Annotated in this window: 12 protein-coding genes; 1 reads left to right on the forward strand and 11 read right to left on the reverse strand. The window is 64.7% G+C overall.

The window, feature by feature from the left end; all coding sequences use genetic code 11:
- Positions 1 to 212 precede the first annotated feature (212 nt).
- The 11 genes from QSV36_RS10555 to QSV36_RS10605 all read right to left on the reverse strand — a co-directional run bounded on the left by QSV36_RS10555 (position 213) and on the right by QSV36_RS10605 (position 12295).
- Positions 213 to 392: a hypothetical protein gene (locus QSV36_RS10555; protein ID WP_289131544.1), complete on the reverse strand. Its 180-nt coding sequence runs from the start codon at positions 390 to 392 to the stop codon at positions 213 to 215.
- A 122-nt stretch (positions 393 to 514) separates the two neighbouring features.
- Positions 515 to 1645 (reverse strand): lactonase family protein, encoded by a 1131-nt coding sequence (locus QSV36_RS10560; protein WP_289131545.1) that lies wholly within the window; start codon positions 1643 to 1645, stop codon positions 515 to 517.
- Positions 1611 to 1901, reverse strand: coding sequence for a DUF5629 family protein (locus QSV36_RS10565; RefSeq protein ID WP_289131546.1), 291 nt, complete (start codon positions 1899 to 1901; stop codon positions 1611 to 1613). Before QSV36_RS10565 ends, QSV36_RS10560 begins: the two co-directional genes overlap by 35 nt.
- 177 nt (positions 1902 to 2078) lie before the next feature.
- A complete protein-coding gene (locus QSV36_RS10570; RefSeq protein WP_289131583.1) occupies positions 2079 to 4454 on the reverse strand; it encodes an efflux RND transporter permease subunit in 2376 nt (791 codons plus the stop codon).
- A 20-nt stretch (positions 4455 to 4474) separates the two neighbouring features.
- Positions 4475 to 5494, reverse strand: coding sequence for a WD40/YVTN/BNR-like repeat-containing protein (locus tag QSV36_RS10575; protein WP_289131547.1), 1020 nt, complete (start codon positions 5492 to 5494; stop codon positions 4475 to 4477).
- A 284-nt stretch (positions 5495 to 5778) separates the two neighbouring features.
- On the reverse strand, positions 5779 to 8436 hold the full coding sequence (pepN, locus tag QSV36_RS10580; RefSeq protein ID WP_289131549.1) for an aminopeptidase N: 2658 nt from the start codon (positions 8434 to 8436) through the stop codon (positions 5779 to 5781).
- 12 nt (positions 8437 to 8448) lie between these two features.
- Positions 8449 to 9279, reverse strand: coding sequence for a DUF2797 domain-containing protein (locus QSV36_RS10585; protein ID WP_289131551.1), 831 nt, complete (start codon positions 9277 to 9279; stop codon positions 8449 to 8451).
- Positions 9276 to 9536, reverse strand: coding sequence for a YeaC family protein (locus tag QSV36_RS10590; protein WP_003247224.1), 261 nt, complete (start codon positions 9534 to 9536; stop codon positions 9276 to 9278). Before QSV36_RS10590 ends, QSV36_RS10585 begins: the two co-directional genes overlap by 4 nt.
- A 13-nt stretch (positions 9537 to 9549) precedes the next feature.
- Positions 9550 to 10437: a rhomboid family intramembrane serine protease gene (locus tag QSV36_RS10595; protein ID WP_289131552.1), complete on the reverse strand. Its 888-nt coding sequence runs from the start codon at positions 10435 to 10437 to the stop codon at positions 9550 to 9552.
- Complete coding sequence (locus QSV36_RS10600) at positions 10434 to 11405, reverse strand: metallophosphoesterase (RefSeq protein ID WP_289131553.1); 972 nt, start codon at positions 11403 to 11405, stop codon at positions 10434 to 10436. The genes QSV36_RS10595 and QSV36_RS10600 overlap by 4 nt, the downstream gene beginning before the upstream one ends.
- Positions 11405 to 12295, reverse strand: coding sequence for an NAD(+) kinase (locus tag QSV36_RS10605; RefSeq protein WP_011532967.1), 891 nt, complete (start codon positions 12293 to 12295; stop codon positions 11405 to 11407). Before QSV36_RS10605 ends, QSV36_RS10600 begins: the two co-directional genes overlap by 1 nt.
- Between QSV36_RS10605 and QSV36_RS10610 the strand changes: the two genes are divergently transcribed.
- On the forward strand, positions 12294 to 13316 hold the full coding sequence (locus QSV36_RS10610) for a DUF1853 family protein (RefSeq protein ID WP_289131554.1): 1023 nt from the start codon (positions 12294 to 12296) through the stop codon (positions 13314 to 13316). The genes QSV36_RS10605 and QSV36_RS10610 overlap by 2 nt on opposite strands.
- Positions 13317 to 13411: the final 95 nt, after the last annotated feature.

Genomic DNA, 13411 nt, shown 5'->3' on the forward strand with positions numbered 1-13411 from the left:
GCCTTCAGGAGCGGTCGGCCTCCCCGGAAGTGCTTCTTCAGCCGAACGAGCATAACCTCTCTCGCCAGGCCAGACACAACATACAAGGAGCGGCCTTGTGTCGCGATGGGCCGCAGAGCGGCCCCGGCAATTTCAGCTGTAACGCAAAAAACCGGGGCCGCTACGCGCCCCATCGCGGCACTAGGCCGCTCCCACACGGGACCGAGTCAGATTCACGAGTGCTGCTTGCCGCTCAGGGCCGCATGGAAGTTGGCACTCTGGCGCAGGTACTGCTCGGTGTAGCTGTGGGTCGCGGACGCCTTGGCGCTGCTGTCGGCATGGGCATGCGTCGGCAGGACGACCGAAGCGGAAATGGCGGATGCGGCAATGACCGGGAAGAGATTGAAGTTCATCTGGGCTGACCTCGACGGCGGTGGTTTGACGGTGGCCCACTCGGGCCTTGGGTCAAACTTACGCCGCCGAGGGCGCCGGCAGAAATTCATTGCGGCAGTATCGGATATCACGCCAATCGATATCACTCGATGAATTTCAGGTCCGACGGGGCGTCCTGCTTCAGCGTCTGCACCGTCTCCCCCAGCTTGCCGCTGCGCGGGTCGCGGCGTATCACCACGATCTGGTTGCTCTTCTGGTTGGCCACCAGCAGGAAGTTGTCACTCGGGTCGAGGGCAAATTCCCGCGGGTGGTCACCCTCCACCGAGCGGCGTTGCAGCAATGTCAGCTGGCCGTCCTGCTTGCCCACGCTGAAGGCGACGATCTCGTTGCTGGTGCCACGGTTGCTCACATACAGAAAACGCCCATCCGCCGACAGGTGCAAGCCACCCGCCGCTTTCGCCGCCGCCTCCTGGCGCTCGGTCAGGGGCAGGCGCTGGCGTTCGACCAGGTTGCCGTCCTGTACGTCGAACATGACCACCTCGGCACTCATCTCCAAGGTCAGGTAGGCATGCCGGCCCTTGGCATCGAACAACAAATGGCGCGGCCCACTACCCGGTGGCAGGGCCACCGACGCCGGGATCGCCGGTGTCAACGGGTGGTCGGCGCTGGCGCCGTCGTAGCGGTAGATGAACACCTTGTCGGCGCCCAGGTCGCTGGCGTACAGGTGCCGACCGTCGGGTGACAGCACCAGCGAATGCACGTGGGCACTGGCCTGGCGCTCGGGGTTTACGCCGCTGGCCTGGTGCCGGGCATGTTGCACCACCGGCTTGAGCTTGCCGTCCCTGGCCAGCGGGATCACCACCAGGCTGCTGCCGGGGTCGGGCTTGACCCCATAGTTGGCCACGAACAGGTAACGCTGGTCGCGGCTGAGGCTGGCATGGGTCGGCTCGTCACCCTGGCTGGCCACCTGGTTCAGCGGCTTGATCTCGCCCTTGGCGCTGACGCTGAAACTGCTGACCTGGCCATTCGGGGTCTCATTGACCGCGAACAGCTGGCGCTGGTCGGCGGAAAGCACCAGCCACGACGGACTGACGCTTTTCACCACTTGCAGCGGCGTGGGGTCGATGTGGCCGGCCTTGCTGTCAAAGCGATAACGGTAGATGCCCTGGCTGGCACCGTCGGTGTAACTGCCCACCAGCAAGGTGGCGGCAGGGGCATTGAGGCTCAGGCTCATCAGACTAGTGGCCAGCAGGCTCGTCCAGATCCGCTTCATTGTCATTATCATCCGGGGCGCGAAAGGCACTCATACAGACTAGTCGATGCGCGCCGTGGGCATCGTCGAGTTGCCATTCGTCACCGATGGCGACAGCAGCGGCGACCTGTTCGGCGCTGAACACCCAGCGGCGCAACTGGCGGCCGTCCATGCATTCGACGGTGAGGCCGGAGGCGTCGGTGGTGAAATCGAAGGCATGCAGGCCGTCGATCAGGAGCATGTCGCAGGACTGCAGGGCGGTGGCGAGGGGGGACATGGGGTTATCTGTGAGGGATGTGCCGGCATTATAACCCTGGGGCTGCGTTGCAGCCCAATCGCCGGCAAGCCAGTTCCCACAGGCCAGCACAACCCTTGAGCCACCCTTGTAAAGTGGCGCATTACCTGAGCGAACTGGCTTGCCGGCGATCGGGCCGCAACGCGGCCCCCGTGCGCCTCAATGGGCGAAGATCGAGCCGCCCTCCTTGCCCACCATCTTCTCCGGCTTGATCAGGAACCTGGCCAGGGCCGGCAGCAGCCACAGCGCACCAAACATGTTCCACAGCAACATGAAGGTCAGCATCAGCCCCATGTCGGCCTGGAACTTGATCGCCGAGAAGATCCAGGTGCACACGCCAATCGCCAGGCACAACCCGGTGAACAGCACCGCCTTGCCGGTCGAGCGCAACGTCTCGTAATAGGCTTCCTGCAACGGCAGCCCCGCGCGCAGGAAGCTCTCCAGCCGGCTGTAGATGTAGATGCCGTAGTCCACGCCAATACCCACGCCCAGTGCCACCACCGGCAGGGTCGCCACCTTGACGCCGATGCCCATGTAGGCCATCAGCGCGTTGCCCAGCACCGAGGTCAGCACCAGCGGCAGGACGATGCACAGGGTGGCGGCGAACGAGCGGAAGGTGATCAGGCACATCACCGCCACGCAAATGTACACCATGATCAGGATGGTCAGCTCGGCCGACTTGATCACTTCATTGGTGGCCGCCTCGATCCCGGCGTTGCCCGCCGCCAGCAGGAATTGCAGGCCTTCCTTGTTGTGGCTGTCGGCAAACGCCTTGGCCACGGCAGTAACCCGCTCCAGGGTCTCGGCCTTGTGGTCGTTGAGGAACACCAGTACCGGGGCCAGCGAGCAGTCACCGTTGTACAGGCCATCGGCGCGGGCGATGGAGTTGTTGAGGATGTCCGGGTTGCGCGACAGGGTCTCCCATTTCAGGCTGCCCTCGTTCATGCCCTTGATCACCTGCTTGGACACGGTCACCAGGGAAATCGCCGATTGCACCCCCGGGGTGTTCTGCATGGTCCACATCAGCTCGTCGATCGGCGCCATGGTCGAGTGGATCGAGCACTGTTCCGGCGGCGTCTTGACCATGATCACCAGCACATCGGAACTGGTCGAGTAGTTGCTGATGATGAAGTTGTTGTCTTGGTTGTAGCGCGAGTCGGGGCGCAGTTCCGGCGCGCCCTGGTCAAGGTCGCCGATCTTCAGGTTCTGGCTGTACCACAGGCCACCGGCAAAGGCGACCAGGGCCAGCGCGACGGACACCGGCGCCACCTTGGCACTGGCGAAGTTCGACAGCAGGCGCCAGAACGGATGCTCGCGGGTCGCGTCCTGCTTGCTGCGCGCGACGGCCTTGTTGCTGATGCCGACGTAGGAAATGGCCACCGGCAACAGGATCAGGTTGGTGAACACGATCACCGCCACGCCGATGGACGCGCCGATGGCCAGTTCACGAATCACGCCGATGTCGATGATCAGCAAGGTGATGAAGCCTACCGCATCGGCGAGGATGGCGATCATCCCCGGCAGGAACAACTGGCGGAAGGTGCGCCGCGCCGCGGTGAGGGCGTTGTCGGCGTCGCTGGACTGCAGGGCGATGCCATTGATCTTCTGCACCCCGTGGGAAATACCGATGGCGAAGATCAAGAACGGCACCAGCATCGAGTAAGGGTCCAGGCCGAAGCCCACCGCATGCATCAGGCCCAGCTGCCAGACCACCGCCACCAGGGTGGTGATGAGCACGGCAATGGTGCTGCGGATGCACCAGGTGAACCAGTACAACAGTACCCAGGTGATTGCCAGGGCGACGCCGAAGAACATCGCCACCATCACCAGGCCGTCGATCAGGTCGCCGACCTTCTTGGCGAAACCGATGATATGCACCTTGACGTTGGGGTTCTGCGCCTGGAACTTGTCGCGGATCTTCTCTTCCAGCTGGTGCGAGAACTGCTGGTAGTCCAGCTTCACCTGCTTGCCCGGGTCCTGCGGGTCGGGGTAGCTCTCCAGCAGCGGCACGTCGACGATGCTGGACTTGAAGTTGTTACCCACCAGGCGCCCTACCTGGCCCGACTTGAGCACGTTGTCGCGCAAGGTGTCGAGGCTGTCCTGGGAGCCGTTGTAGGTGTTGGGTATGACCTCGCCCCCGGAAAAGCCTTCTTCGGTCACCTCGCTCCAGCGCACGCTGGGGCTCCACAGCGACTTCAGCCCGGCACGGTCGACACCGGGGATGTAGAACACCTCGTCATGGACCTGGCGCAAGGTCTCCATGTAATCCTTGTCGAAGATGTCGCCATTGACCGCCTCGACCGAGATGCGCACGGTGTTGCCCAGGTTGGCCAGGTCGTTGCGGTGCGCCATCATCTGTTCGATGAACGGGTGCTGCAGCGGGATCATCTTCTCGAAGCTGGTGGACGGGCGAATCTGCGTGGCCTGCCAGAACAGGAAAATGCTGACCAGCAGGCACAGGGCGATGACCACCGGGCGGTTGTTGAAGATCAGGCGTTCCAGCAGCGTGGCCTTGTCCGGGTGATGCGCATGCATGGTGATGCTCTCCCTGCTGGTCATGGCTGCACCCCCTGGTCGGCACCCTGGGCAGTGGCCAGGTGCACCCCGCCCTGCCCGACCAGCAGCAGGCCGCCATTGGCCAGGCCACTGACGCCGGCCAGGGCAATGCGGTCGGCGCGGTTGTAGACGCTGAAGGTCTGGCCATCGTCGGTACTGCGCAGCACGCTGCCGCCGTTGCCGACCAGGACCAGGCTGCCATCCTCGACAAGCGTAGCGCCTGCCAGGCCGAATTCGAGGCTGCCACGTGCGGCCTTGAGTTCGATCGGTTGCCAGCTGTCACCGAAATCGATGGAGCGGAACAGGTTGCCGCGCAGGCCGTAGGCCAGCAGGGTACGTGGCTGGGCCGTGCCGATCACGCCGAACAGCGAGCCCTCGTAGGGGCCCTGGACCTTGCTCCAGGTCTGGCCGTTGTCGGCCGAGCGGAACATGCTGCCCTGCTCGCCGACAATGAACAGCCCGGCATTACGGACCTGGGCGATGCCGTTGAGGTGCAACTGGTCGGGGTTGTCCAGGCGCTCGGCGACATCCTGCCAGTGCTGGCCGCCGTCGGTGGTTTCCAGCAAGGCGCCGTAGGCACCTACGGCGAAGCCGTGCCCGGCGTCGAGGAAGGCGACATCGAGCAAGGGTGCTTCGCGCGCGAGGTCTTCGAATTGCTTGCTCCAGGTGGCACCGCCGTCGTTGCTGGCGAGCACCTGCGCATCATGGCCGACGGCCCAGCCGCGCTTGTCGTCGAGGAAGAACACCGCGGTCAGCAGTTGCCGAGTCGGTACCCGAGCCTGGGTCCAGGTACGGCCCTGGTCGTCGGAAAACAGGATGTGGCCGCGATCGCCCACCACCACCAGGCGCTTGCCGGCCTGGGCGGCGTCGATCAACAGGCTCTGGCTGGCCTTGGCCGATTCGGTGGAATATTCGTCGGCGGCAGCGGCTTGCACGCTGTCAGCCCACACGCCAAGCCCCAGCGCCAATACCGCGCCGGCTGCCAATGGCCAGGCAAAGCGCCTGTTCTGTTCCCTCATGACTGTCCCCCTGTTGTTCTTATCTGGTGGGTCAATGCACTGCAGGTACTGCGAAAAGCCTGAGTTAGAGGCCTGCAATAGCTTGAAGGGATCGTAGCGGGGATGTTTGCGGGAAGACAACGGGCGGGGTGTTATGTTTTGTTATCGGCGTGTAGCCGGGGGCCGCTGTGCGGCCCATCGCGGCACAAGGCCGCTCCTACCGGGACCGCGAACGCCGGATTGACGCGGATCCCTGTAGGAGCGGCCTTGTGCCGCGATGGGCTGCAAAGCAGCCCCTTTGGCCTTCAAGCCAGGCTCTTGCTCACCACTTCATACACATCGCTGGACAGCTCACCGGAAGCCAGAATCCGCTCCAGCTCGCCCTTCATCAGCGCCTGGCGCGCAGCGTCATACTTGCGCCAGCGGGTCAGCGGCGCCAGTTGCCGCGAGGCGATCTGCGGGTTCAGCGCATTCAGCGCGATCACCAGGTCGGCCAGGAAGCGATACCCCGAGCCATCCGCAGCATGGAAGTTGACCAGGTTCTGCCCGGCAAAGGCGCCGATCAGCGCCCGCACCTTGTTCGGGTTCTTCAGGGTGAAGGCCGGGTGCTGCATCAGCGCCTTGACCCGCGCCAGCCCGCCCGGCAGGGTGCTGGCCGCCTGCACGCTGAACCACTGGTCCATGACCAGCGGGTTGTCCTTGAAGTGCTCGGCAAAGGCCTCCAGGGCCTTGGCCCGTTCTGCCTCGAACGGCGAGTTGACCAACACCGCCAGCGCAGTCAGGCGCTCGGTCATGTTGTCGCAGTGCTCGAACTGCTCCAGGGTCGCCGCCAGCACCTGCGGCTGGCCGCTGAGCATCAGGTACGACAGGGCGATGTTCTGCAGGCTACGCCGGGCGAAATGCTCGGCCGAGGCCACGTAGGCGGTGTTGCGCGATACCTCGCGGTTGGCCTGGTAGCGCGCCCACAGGGCGTCGAACAGCTGCTCGGCGATCTGCCGGCGGGCAAACTCGCGGGCAGCGTGGATAGCCTCCACGTCAGCCACCTGGCTGATCTCGGTCAGGTAGGCCTCACCCGGCAGCGAGAGCATCTCGGCGACCATGGCCGGGTCCAGTGCCTGGTTGCCGAGCACGGTACCCAGCGCAGTGATCAGGCGCTGGTCCAGCTGCAGCGCTTCGCCACGCTGATGCTGACCGATCAGTTCCTGCAGCACCTGCACCGCCAGCTGCTGCCCGGCTTCCCAGCGGTTGAAGCCATCGCTGTCGTGCTGCATCAGGAACATCAGCTGGTCGCGGTCGTAGGGGAAGCTCAGCTTGACCGGCGCGCTGAAGCCGCGCAACAGCGACGGCAGCGGCTTGGCCTGAATGCCCTGGAAGGTAAAGGTCTGCTCGGCTTCGGTCACCGACAGCACACGGCTGGTGCCATGAGCGGCAGCTTCACCTACCAGCTGCAACGGCAGGTCGTTGCCGGCGGCGTCCAGCAGGCCCAGTTCCACCGGGATCACGAACGGCAGCTTGTCGGCCTTGTCCGGGGTCGGCGGGCAGCTCTGGCGGAAGGTCAGGCTGTAGGTCTGCGCGGCGGCATCATAAGCCTCGCTGACTTCCAGGCGCGGGGTGCCGGCCTGGTTGTACCAGCGCTTGAACTGGGTCAGATCGACGCCATTGGCATCTTCCATGGCCTTGATGAAGTCGTCGGTGGTCACCGCCTGGCCATCGTGGCGCTCGAAGTACAGGTCGCTGCCCTTGCGGAAGCCCTCGGCGCCCAGCAGGGTACGCACCATGCGCACCACTTCGGCGCCCTTCTCGTACACGGTCAAGGTGTAGAAGTTGGAGATTTCGATGAAGCTGTCCGGGCGCACCGGGTGGGCCATGGGCCCGGCGTCTTCGGCGAACTGGTGGGTACGCAGGTAGGCGACGTCCTCGATGCGCTTGACCGTGCGCGAGTTCATGTCGGCGCTGAACTCAGCATCGCGGAACACCGTGAAGCCTTCCTTGAGCGACAGCTGGAACCAGTCACGGCAGGTGACGCGGTTGCCCGACCAGTTGTGGAAGTACTCATGCGCCACCACGCCTTCGACGCGCTGGTGGGCGGCATCGGTGGCGGTTTCGGCACGGGCCAGCACGCAGCTGGAGTTGAAGATGTTCAGGCCCTTGTTTTCCATGGCGCCCATGTTGAAGTCGTTGACCGCGACGATCATGAAGATGTCCAGGTCATACTCGCGGCCATAGACTTGTTCGTCCCAGCGCATGGACTTCTTCAGGCTGACCATGGCGTGGTCGCACTTGTCGATGTTCTCGGGCTCGACATAGATGCGCAGGGTCACGTCGCGGCCGGACTGGCGGGTAAAGCTGTCCTCGACGCACCACAGGTCACCGGCCACCAGGGCGAACAGGTAGGCCGGCTTCATGAACGGGTCTTCCCAGGTCGCCCAGTGGCGGCCATCTTCGGCCGGCCCACTGCCGATCGGGTTGCCGTTCGACAGCAATACCGGGTAGCGGTGCTGCTCGGCGATCACCGTGGTGGTGAAGGTGCTCATCACGTCCGGGCGGTCGAGGTAGTAGGTGATCTTGCGGAAGCCCTCGGCCTCGCACTGGGTGCAGAACATCTTGCCCGACTTGTACAGGCCTTCCAGTGCAGTATTGCTTTCGGGGTGGATCTTCACGCTGGTGTCGAGGGTGAAGCGCTCAGCCTTGGGCTGCACGGTCAGGCTGTCGGCATCGAGCCGGTAGGCATCCGGCCCGAGCTCCTGGTCATCCAGCGAAACGCGCAGCAGTTCCAGCTGCTGGCCGTCGAGTTCCAGTGGCGGCAGGCCGGCACCGCGTGCCGGGTTGCGGCGCATGACCAGTTGCGCGTGGACCAGGGTGTGGTCCTCGAACAGCTCGAAGGTCAGGTGCGTCTCGTCGATCAGGTACTCGGGCGCCTGGTAATCCTTGAGGTAGATCACTTGCGGTTGTTCGGTACGCATGTGCAGGTCCTTTTACTGGAGTACGGCCAACTGGTAGGCCGTGTACTTGCGAATGTTGATCACACCGGTGTCGAAGATCAGGTACTGGCCCTTGATGCCCAGCAGCGTGCCTTCGGCCACCGGGTCCTTGTCGAGGTTGAAGCTGACGATCTTTTTCGGGTAGGCCTCGACCGGGTACCTGATCTGCACCACTTCGGCGTCGGTCAGTGGCTGGACCGCCTGCAGGCCGAAGCGCCCCTGCAGTTCACGCAGGCCATCGGCGCAGGCGGCGAACACCTGCTCGCGGATAGCGACCAGGTCAAGTTCCTCGGCGTCACCCTTGAGCAGGGCGCGCCAGTTGGTGCGGTCGGGGACCTGGCTGCGCAGCAGGTCTTCGACCAGGCCGGACTGCTGGCGGGTGGCCACGCGCAGGATCGGCAGGGCCTGGCTGGCGCCTTGGTCGAGCCAGCGGGTCGGCAGTTGGGTAGCGCGGGTGATGCCGACCTTGATCCCCGACGAGTTGGCCAGGTAGACCACATGGTCGGTCATGCAGAACTGTTCGCCCCACGACGGTTCGCGGCAGGTGCCGGCGTCGTAGTGGCACTTTTCCGGGGCCATGATGCACACGTCGCACTGGGCCAGCCGGGTCATGCACGGGTAGCAGTAGCCCTGGCTGAAGCTGGTCTTGGTGCGCTTGCCGCAATGGCTGCAGTGAATGGCACCGAGGTATTCCAGGCGCAGGCGCTGGCCGATCAGTGGGTTGACCGGCACCAGGGTGTCACCCAGGCGGAAGCTGTATTGCACCACCGGTGCCTGCAGGCTGACCGCCATCTTGCTCAACGAGCCACGTGCGAGTTCGATCAATGTACCGAGTCCGACTTGAACAGAATGTTGGCAATCGGTGCCGACTTGGAGGCGCATTCCTGCGGGCCCATGTAACCGGTGCGCTGGTCTTCGGGCAGGTTTTTCATCTCCCAGGCGATTACCGCCTGCAGCGACAGCTCCTTCTGCTCGGCGGTGAGCTTGCGGCCGTCGGACCATTTGCCGATCTCCACCGCCAGTTTCAGGCTCTGGTAGATCTCGGGTGTGATGTTTTCGATCATTTGCGCGAATGTGGACATAGTGTCTCCTGATTCAAGCCGACAGTTTACGCCTGGCCAGCGCCCCACCCAAGAGCCCGGTCAGGCATCCGATGAGCAGCCCGCCGACATGCGCGGCATTGGCGATCTGGCCCAGGCCCAGGGTGCCGACCACGCCGGTCAGGCATACCAGCAGCCAGATCAGCATCATGGCCAGCACGCCCTTGGGCAGGGCGAAGTAGCGATTGGGCGCCAGCCACTGGTACAACCAGATGTGCCCGAGCAGGCCGTACAGCACCCCGGACAGGCCGCCGAACAGGCTCGGCCCGCTGGTGGAGTGCTGGGCCAGGTTGGACACCAGGCTGAACAGCATGGTCAGGCCCAGCAGCGCCCAGCGGCCCTGGCGCAGTTCGATGCGCTTGCCCAGTTCCCAGTACCACAGGCTGTTCATCGCCAGGTGCAGCACGCCGAAGTGCAGCAGCATCGGTGAGACCAGGCGCCACCACTGGCCTGCTTCCAGGCTTTGCGCCAGCGGGCTGAAGTACAGGTAGTCGCCCTGCACGCGGAAGTCGAGGAAGGTGAACCAGCTGATGGTGGTGAAGTTGTCGCCCAGCCCTGTGAGGCCGGCGACGATGAAGCACAGCAGCAGGGTGATCGTGGTGACTTTGCAGGCTTTGGCCTGTTCTGCCAGGGAGGGTTGTGTGGGGCTATTCGCGGGTAAACCCGCTCCCACTGGGTCCTGTGCAAGTTCGAGGTCGGCGTTGCCGTCGGGGTAGCGCTGGTAGAGTTCGCGGACGTCTGCGGCCAAGGTTTCGGGAGCCCAGAGCACCTGGACCTCGCCCTCCTCGCTGACCCGGTGCGGCACCTGCAGGCGCTGCAGCAGCTGGACAAAGCCGCTGAGGTCGACCGTCAGCGGCAGGCGCATCACTTCGATAATGTTCATTGGCTGGCCTGTGGGCGGTCGACGTCGACCCAGACGAACTTGTGCGGGTCGATGCGGGTTTCATCATCCAGCCGGTAGGCAGCCAGCTTGCCGTAGAGCACCGCGCTGTAGTCCAGGCAGGCCAGGTTGGCACGGATCGGCGCTGGGCGGCCACTGCGCCAGTAATGGCCGACGAACAGCATGGGCTCGTCTTCGGCGTAGCGCAGCAAGGCGTTCTTCTGGCTGTGGCTGAGTGGGGTGTTGGCCACTTCAGCAGGCAGGGCGTCGGGCTGGAACACGATGTCGCCGTAGGTTTGCGGGTCTTCTTCCCAGAACTTGGTGCGGAAGAACGCCCGGGTCAGGCCGTCGCCGCCGGTCAGGGTCAGCCCATCCGGCAGGCGCATGTCGGTACCGCGCAACAGCCGGTTGCACACGTTGGCAGCAAAGCTGCCATTCACCGCCGAAGCCTGGATGAAATGCTCGTCGATGCAGCCGTCGGGGTATTGCTGGCGCAGCGGCTCGATCAGGCGAGGGTCCCAGCAGGCGTGCACCAGGCGGAAACGCCCGGCGTCGACGAACAGCGGCAGCTCGTAGAACCAGTTGACGAAGTCGTGCCAGTCCGCCGGGTGCTGGGCGAACTGGGTCAGGGTTTCGTCGATCAACCGGGCATGCCGGGGCGTGTGCTCGCGCACATAGGCCTTGCCGCTGCCAGGCAAGGCTGGGGTCACCCAGCCCAGGGCGTTGTATTCATGGTTGCCCATGATGCAGAACGCCTGGCCCGCCTCGACCATGTCATGGACGATATGCAGCGCCTCGCGAATGCGTGGCCCGCGGTCGACGATGTCGCCCAGGAACAGCGCCTGGCGCCACGGATGGCGCCACACGCCGGCCTGGCGTTTGTAACCGAGGGCGTCGAGCAGGCGTTCGAGGGTCAGCGCACAGCCATGCACATCGCCGATGATGTCGAAACTTCGCGCCGGATCGAGCATCAGTCGTCCCTGCCCCCCAGGCGGCTGCCCCAGCCGAGCTTGGTGCGGCAGACCTCGTAGTAGTTGTGGTCCAGCGGATGGATCAGGCGCAGTTTCTGCGGCTTCTTGCTCACCGTGATGGTATCGCCGGGGGCACAGGTGAAGTGGTTCTGGCCGTCACAGGACACCTGCGGGTAGATCTGCAGGTCCTTGGACACCACGATCTTCAGTTCGCTGTTGCCATCGACCACGATCGGCCGGCCCGACAGGGTGTGCGGGTACATCGGCACGATGACGATGGCGTCGAGCTTGGGGTGCATGATCGGCCCGCCGGCCGACAGCGCGTAGGCGGTGGAGCCGGTGGGCGTGGCGACGATCAGGCCGTCGGCCTTCTGGCTGCAGACGAACTGGCCATCGATGTAGATCTCGAACTCGATCATGCGCGTGGACTTGCCCGGGTGCAGCACCACGTCGTTCAGGGCATCGCCCTGGCCGATGGCTTCGTTGTGCCGGCGCACCTCGGCCTGCAGCAGGAAGCGGTTTTCCACCAGGTAGTGGCCGTCGAGCACTTCGGCGACCTTCTCTTCCAGTTCGTCCGGGCGGATGTCGGTGAGAAAGCCCAGGTTGCCGCGGTTGATGCCGAGTACCGGAATGTTGTGCCGGGCCAGGGCGCGAGCGGCGCCCAGCAGGCTGCCATCACCGCCGACCACGATGACCAGGTCACAGACCTCGCCGAGCAGCTTGCGGGTGGAGGTTTGCAGGCCATGGCCGGGCAACACTTCGGCAATGGTGTCCTCGAGGATCACGTGGAGGTGGCGCTCGAGGAGGAATTTTTTCAGTCGGCGAATGGTGTCGAGCACCTGCGAGCTACCAAGGCGGCCGATGATACCGATATTGCGAAATTGCTCCATGGGGCTCCTGCGAGGCTCTGCGGCGGGTGACAATGCCCCGATTATGGGCGAAACCACCGGGCAGCGGCAAACCGGCTATGCTCGCAAGATGACACCATTCGCCCTGCTCCACGACCTGCCCCGACAGTTACGCCGCCCCGCCGTGCGCGACCTGGCCTGGGCGCTGGTGTCGCCGCCGCTGCTCGATACCCCGCCCTGCCCCCAGCGCCACCCGCTGGCAGGCAGCCTGTGGGCGGACCAGCCGCAACGCCTGGAACGCTGGTTGCGGGCGCTGGACGACGATGACCGGCCATTGCGCGACTGGCTGGCACAACTGGGCAGCCGGCGTCTGGGCCACTACTACGAACGCCTGTGGCAGTTTGCCCTGGGCCAGGCGCCAGGCATCGAAGTGCTGGCGGCGAACCTGGCGATTCGCGACGGCGGGCGCACCTTGGGCGAGCTGGATGTGCTGCTGCGCGACCGCGACGGCGTGCACCACCTGGAACTGGCCATCAAGCTGTACCTGGGGCCGGAGCACGCCGGACAGGACCCTGCCACCTGGCTGGGGCCGGGTTGCCATGACCGGCTGGGGACCAAGTTGGCGCACCTGGCGAGGCACCAATTGCCCATGTCGAACAGTGCACACAGTCGCGAAGTGCTGGCACAGCTGGGGGTTGGCCAGGTACAGGCGCATGTGTGGCTGGGGGGTTATCTGTTCTACCCGTGGCCAGGCCAGGCCGAGCCACCGCAGGGCGCCAACCCGCAGCACCTGCGCGGGCGCTGGCTGCGGCGGCGGGACTGGGTAATGGCTGAAGGTGAGCGTTGGCAGCCGCTGCCGCGGCATGCCTGGCTGGCACCGGCGCGGGTCGCAGCGGATGAGTGCTGGGAGGTGGAGCCGTTCGCCGCGTGGTTGCACCTGCTGGCGCGGCAGGCACCGGCGCAATTGCTGGTGAGGTTGGAGCAAGAAGCTGATGGCGCCTGGCAGGAGGCTGAACGGGTGTTCCTAGTGGCTGATGATTGGCCACATCTGCCCGAGGTCTGATGTTGTCTGGGCTGGCCCCTTCGCGGGTAAACCCGCTCCCACAGGTACTGCACAGCATTCAGACCCTGTGCAGTACCTGTGGGAGCGGGTTTACC

Source organism: Pseudomonas sp. BCRC 81390, assembly GCF_030341915.1.
Classification (GTDB): Bacteria; Pseudomonadota; Gammaproteobacteria; order Pseudomonadales; family Pseudomonadaceae; genus Aquipseudomonas.

Bases quoted from the DNA above. Each gene is read 5' to 3' on its own strand.
- QSV36_RS10595 (WP_289131552.1), bottom strand. From the start codon at position 10,437: ATGAACATTATCGAAGTGATGCGCCTGCCGCTGACGGTCGACCTCAGC.
- QSV36_RS10570 (WP_289131583.1), bottom strand. From the start codon at position 4,454: ATGCATGCGCATCACCCGGACAAGGCCACGCTGCTGGAACGCCTGATC.
- QSV36_RS10560 (WP_289131545.1), bottom strand. From the start codon at position 1,645: ATGAAGCGGATCTGGACGAGCCTGCTGGCCACTAGTCTGATGAGCCTG.
- QSV36_RS10575 (WP_289131547.1), bottom strand. From the start codon at position 5,494: ATGAGGGAACAGAACAGGCGCTTTGCCTGGCCATTGGCAGCCGGCGCG.
- QSV36_RS10565 (WP_289131546.1), bottom strand. From the start codon at position 1,901: ATGTCCCCCCTCGCCACCGCCCTGCAGTCCTGCGACATGCTCCTGATC.
- QSV36_RS10600 (WP_289131553.1), bottom strand. From the start codon at position 11,405: ATGCTCGATCCGGCGCGAAGTTTCGACATCATCGGCGATGTGCATGGC.
- QSV36_RS10610 (WP_289131554.1), top strand. From the start codon at position 12,294: ATGGGGCTCCTGCGAGGCTCTGCGGCGGGTGACAATGCCCCGATTATG.
- pepN (WP_289131549.1), bottom strand. From the start codon at position 8,436: ATGCGTACCGAACAACCGCAAGTGATCTACCTCAAGGATTACCAGGCG.
- QSV36_RS10555 (WP_289131544.1), bottom strand. From the start codon at position 392: ATGAACTTCAATCTCTTCCCGGTCATTGCCGCATCCGCCATTTCCGCT.
- QSV36_RS10605 (WP_011532967.1), bottom strand. From the start codon at position 12,295: ATGGAGCAATTTCGCAATATCGGTATCATCGGCCGCCTTGGTAGCTCG.
- QSV36_RS10590 (WP_003247224.1), bottom strand. From the start codon at position 9,536: ATGTCCACATTCGCGCAAATGATCGAAAACATCACACCCGAGATCTAC.